Below are 4,708 nucleotides of genomic sequence, written 5' to 3' on the forward strand. Positions count from 1 at the left end.
AACCAATGCAAATACCGCAATTGTAATCAGAGGGAAAAGCGCGAGAATTTTTATTATGGGTCGTCACTCGTAGACACTCGTTCGGTTTAAACCTGTTTTTGTTTAGATAAAATTAACAGCCAAAGATTTAGACTTGAACACCAAAAAAAAGCATTGGGATCTGATCAAAATCAGTAAAAAAGATCATTTTCAGCCTAAAAAACAAATTCTCATCTGCAATTTAGGTTTTTTATTGCCTTAAAACGCTCTCATTTGCGCTCTAAGGCACTTTTCTTACTTTTTGGTGTCTTTCCTTTGGTTTAGGGTTTGTTGCCCGTATTCGCGCCATAAAGCCCATTTTGGGTCATCTTGGGGTAATTCTGCTGCTTTAAGGAGAATTCCTAGCAACTCAGCTGGGTTGTGGTTGTCTAAATTGGCGATTTCAAACAAGGCACCAAGTTGGACAAGTTTGTGAGTTCGCTCCTTACGTTTTTTTGCTTGTTCTTCGGTAAATATTTTTTTGGCTGCTCGTTGGGCTGCTGCTGCTCGATCTGCGGTACGTTCTGCCTTGATCAGCGTATTTAAGTGTTTTGTATTTGTTGGTGTGCGCTCATGTTCAGGAATGTTGTAAAGCTCAACAAGAGTTTTTTGGGTAAGGCTTGGATTCTTTAAACCTTGAATATATGCAATACGATCACTTAACCACTTTTCACTCATTTTCATCTCAAATATAAAATTAACGCTAAGCTTATTACATCATATTTATTTTTTATTGTAAGTCAGATTTTGGCATCTAATCTGGGACAATGAATATACATTCCTAACTATGCAAAAATATCCATTTTTGATAGTTTTGTCGGAATGAGATATTCGTTGTCCGTTCCATCAAAATTTTTGATGGCGCGATTAGACGTTTCTCCCTTCGGGCAGAAACACGCGTTAGGGGAATCCCCTAAGACCCCAACAAAACAATTTTTTTAAATTTTACTTTTATGGCAAGTACCATAAGTAAAAATCAAAAAAATGTTTTGGAAAAATCAAAGGCGGTTAATGTGGCAGTACCACACATGAAAATCAAAACAGGTGGCGCAGGAAAAGCAGCCCCTCATGCTGAATATATTGCTAGAGAGGGCGAGTATTCTAAGCGTTTAGAAAAAGGTGAAAAGCTCGAATACACCGAGTATGGAAATATGCCGAAATGGGCAGAGCATAACCCCTCTGAATTTTGGAAAGCAGCCGATTTATATGAACGTAAAAATGGCAGTACCTACCGTGAATTTGAAATTGCTTTACCTAGAGAACTGAGTGAGAAACAAAGAATTGAACTGGTGCAAGAATGGGTGAAACAAGAAATTGGTGATCAGCACCCCTACCAACTAGCCATTCACAACCCAAAAGCTATGGACGGAGGGGAGCAGCCCCATGCTCACATTATGTTTAACGAAAGAAAGTTAGACGGTATAGATCGGGACCCCGATCAATACTTTAAGCGGTTCAATAGTAAAAACCCCGAACGTGGTGGCTGTCAGAAACTCAATACAGGCAAGGATTACGCAGTCAGAAAGCAGGAAATTAAAGAGGTTCGAGAAAGATGGGAAACCATGTGCAACCGTAGTCTTGAACGTGCAGGCTTAAACATTCGTGTAAACATGAAAAGCCTAAAAGATCAGGGAATAGATCAAGCACCAGAAAGAAAATATATGCCAAGTGAAGCCCGCGACCCTGAAAAACGTGCTGAATTAATGGCATTCAGGGAATCTCGTAAAACAGCCCAAATTCGTCATATTGCTCCTCAAGAGGTTAAGCAAGGACTTGATTCAACTATGAAGCGGTTTGAAGCCTACAAGCTCAAGCAGCAACAACTAGAGCAGCAGAAAAAGGCTGCTGAAATGGAAAAGGCTCGATTGGCAGCCGAAGCCAAAAAAGCCATTGAGATTGAAAGACAAAGACAAGCCCAAGCTCAACGCCAAAAAACAAGGTCATCAAAAAGCAAAGGCATGGAGAGAGATTAAATGAGTAATGCAGAAGATAGAGCCTTTGAATTATTGGCTATTGCTGAAAAACAGCAACTTGAAATTCAGGCTGAGCTAGCAGCTATTCAACACAATAACGAGCGTTTAAAAACCCAGTTATCCGAAGCTGTAAAACAGGCAGCCGAAAATGCAGCAGAACTGACAGCAAGGAAGATTGAATCAAGGGCAGCCCATGCTGTTAAAGACTTTGATAATATTAAATGGACACACTATGCCTATGTCACTGGAGGGATGTTTCTCTTTATTCTTTTCATAACAATATTTTCTATTTTATGGATTCCATCGTTTGATGAAATTGCAGAGCGGAGGGCAATAGCAGAAAAATATGGAGTGGACGTAAAGCGAGTGGATGGAAAGAATTTAGTTCATATCATGTCGAAGCAATGTTATTCATTGAATGGGTCTACCGTTCTAGATTGGTGTGTGATAGACCCTAAGTAATTTTATAATAAAGTATGAAAGATAGTAGACATTAGAAAAAAATCTATTAAGCTATAAAAAAAGCCAGTCTAACTCCACATTTTAGACTGGCTTTTTTTATAGCTTAATATTGGCAAAAAGAGACTTCTTCTGACATTTTTTGTCACTTTTGTCAAAAAAATTAATCATGAAATATTATTTCTATGTACAAATAATATATTGATTATTAATTACTTATTTTTGTATTATTTGTTGGCACGCTTTATGCTATTTATCTAAAAGTATATTATTTAATCCAACCTTACTTTATGGGGAGAGTGTTATGAACGCTCAAAAAGGTTTTACATTAATTGAGTTAATGATTGTTGTTGCTATTATTGGTATTTTGGCTGCTATTGCGATTCCTCAATATCAAAATTACACTCAACGTTCTTCAAACAATGCATGTTTAGCTGAAGCTAAATCATATGTAGGCATTTCAATTGCTGATAAAGCTTCTGGAAACGAAATATCTAAATATGCAAAGTCTGCTTGTCTTTCTGTTTCTAAAGACGGTTTAGAAAATGATACAGCTGCAACTCGTCTTGCTGCTTTTACGGGAGATATAACTTTTACTCCTAAAGCAAGTGGAACAGCATCTGAAACACAAACGACTAAGTGTAATGCTGAAACAGGCACTTGTGTTTTAAATAGTAAAGCAACACCAGGTGCTTAATAGTAAGTAATAATATTAAAAAGCCGCATCTTTAAAGATGCGGCTTTTTTTAACTTTTATTTTTGTATCCCGCTTTATTCAAGTATGGATAAAGCTCATCAAACTTCTCGGGCTGTAAAAGCATCTCAGCAATACGTGCAGCAAATTGCTGATAGCTTTCTGTACCTTGCGAATACTTAGACATTTCAGGCATTTCAGATAGCTTATGAGAAAACATGTGTCGTTGTGCATCTGTCATTTTGGTAAATAGATCTGCTGTACTTGAATCTCTATTTAGTTCGACTGATTTAGGCTTTGGCTTTTGTTTAAATTTGAATGAAAAGCCTTTAATAGATCGTCCTGTTTTATGCTGTTCTACTTTGACTGTGATATCGGTATGTTCGTTGATTTGCTTAATTGCTGGCTCTAACACCCGCTTTTTAAAGTCGCACATCGCTTTGTATTCACTTTCGATCAAGCCGACTTTTGAACGGAAGTCGTTAATTTCAATAACGGGAGTTTTACCTGTACTACGCCAACAAACTAATAATTCATATAAGCGAGTAGCGTATAGGTTTAGGTTAGCTACTTGCATTAGTTCATACCAAGTGAAATTTTTCTCTAATCTAGTGATTAAAGGTACAATTTCAGGGGCAAAACGTAGTTTGACTATCCCTGCTCCCTCAACATAAGAAATCCCACTTACCCATCTGACCACACGCTTTTCTGGTTTATTTCTTTGCTCATCTACTGTCATATAAGTCACTTGCCGATTAAATAGCGTCATGACTGCTTCTGACAACATTCCATAAGTATTTTTCACATCGACATGAAAGCGGTTTGCGTAGTGTTGAGCATGGATTTCTAAAAATGTTTCTGTATCAACTCCTTTACCAGTTTCACGTGCTTCAATAATAGCTAAAAGAATGAGTCGTTGTTCCACTAAACTTAAGGTATAGCTTGCATTTATTAATGAATTATCTTTTACAACCAAGCTCATAGTTATTTTCATTTAATAATAAAAGGACAAGTAAAAAAATATCATTAAAATGACAGTTTGTAAATAGTCCTTATAAGCAGGGTAAATGTCCGTTTATAGCAGGGTAAATGTCCGTTTATAGCAGGGTAAATGTCCGTTTATAGCAGGGTAAATGTCCTTTAATACCCTCTGTAATCCTTACTAGGCTTACATTTCAAGCTGTCTAAAAGCATTTAAAAGCTTAAAAGATTATTAAAAGCCCAAAACATTTAAAAACGGATATGAAAATTGCCCTATGTTTTCGCTTTGCTCAAACTCTATTGAAACTCGCTTTGCTCGTTTCTGAGGGGCAATTTTTTTCAAAGACCGGATAGGGTTCAAAAGAAACGATGAATTCGCTTCGCTCATAAGTTTTATGCTCGCTTTGCTCGGCCATAAAGCAAATTAAGTTCAGTCGCTTCGCTCGGTAAATCTCAAACCAATGCAAATACCGCAATTGTAATCAGAGGGAAAAGCGCGAGAATTTTTATTATGGGTCGTCACTCGTAGACACTCGTTCGGTTTAAACCTGTTTTTGTTTAGATAAAATTAACAGCCAAAGAT

At 37.1% G+C, this 4,708-nt stretch carries 5 protein-coding genes; 3 read left to right on the forward strand and 2 right to left on the reverse strand.

Annotated elements, in window-relative coordinates:
• Positions 1-273 precede the first annotated feature (273 nt).
• Positions 274-696, reverse strand: coding sequence for a conjugal transfer protein TraD (locus FTT73_RS15610; RefSeq protein WP_100358265.1), 423 nt, complete (start codon positions 694-696; stop codon positions 274-276).
• A 275-nt stretch (positions 697-971) separates the two neighbouring features.
• Here FTT73_RS15610 and FTT73_RS15615 point away from each other — a divergent pair, with 275 nt between their 5' ends.
• The 3 genes from FTT73_RS15615 to FTT73_RS15625 all read left to right on the forward strand — a co-directional run bounded on the left by FTT73_RS15615 (position 972) and on the right by FTT73_RS15625 (position 3,147).
• Complete coding sequence (locus FTT73_RS15615; protein ID WP_257232888.1) at positions 972-1,991, forward strand: MobA/MobL family protein; 1,020 nt, start codon at positions 972-974, stop codon at positions 1,989-1,991.
• Complete coding sequence (locus tag FTT73_RS15620) at positions 1,992-2,453, forward strand: hypothetical protein (protein WP_180191649.1); 462 nt, start codon at positions 1,992-1,994, stop codon at positions 2,451-2,453.
• 301 nt (positions 2,454-2,754) lie between these two features.
• Positions 2,755-3,147, forward strand: coding sequence for a prepilin-type N-terminal cleavage/methylation domain-containing protein (locus FTT73_RS15625; protein WP_180191650.1), 393 nt, complete (start codon positions 2,755-2,757; stop codon positions 3,145-3,147).
• Between the two features lie 49 nt (positions 3,148-3,196).
• On the opposite strand, the gene repM is transcribed toward FTT73_RS15625, so the two are convergent.
• On the reverse strand, positions 3,197-4,126 hold the full coding sequence (gene repM / locus FTT73_RS15630; protein ID WP_180191651.1) for a replication initiation protein RepM: 930 nt from the start codon (positions 4,124-4,126) through the stop codon (positions 3,197-3,199).
• Between the last annotated feature and the right edge of the window lie 582 nt (positions 4,127-4,708).

This window comes from Acinetobacter sp. YH01006 (assembly GCF_013420445.1).
In the GTDB taxonomy this organism is placed as follows: Bacteria; Pseudomonadota; Gammaproteobacteria; order Pseudomonadales; family Moraxellaceae; genus Acinetobacter; species Acinetobacter pseudolwoffii.

Coding starts and splice junctions, on each gene's coding strand:
- FTT73_RS15610 (WP_100358265.1), bottom strand. CDS start 696: ATGAGTGAAAAGTGGTTAAGTGATCGTATTGCATATATTCAAGGTTTA.
- FTT73_RS15615 (WP_257232888.1), top strand. CDS start 972: ATGGCAAGTACCATAAGTAAAAATCAAAAAAATGTTTTGGAAAAATCA.
- FTT73_RS15620 (WP_180191649.1), top strand. CDS start 1,992: ATGAGTAATGCAGAAGATAGAGCCTTTGAATTATTGGCTATTGCTGAA.
- FTT73_RS15625 (WP_180191650.1), top strand. CDS start 2,755: ATGAACGCTCAAAAAGGTTTTACATTAATTGAGTTAATGATTGTTGTT.
- repM (WP_180191651.1), bottom strand. CDS start 4,126: ATGAGCTTGGTTGTAAAAGATAATTCATTAATAAATGCAAGCTATACC.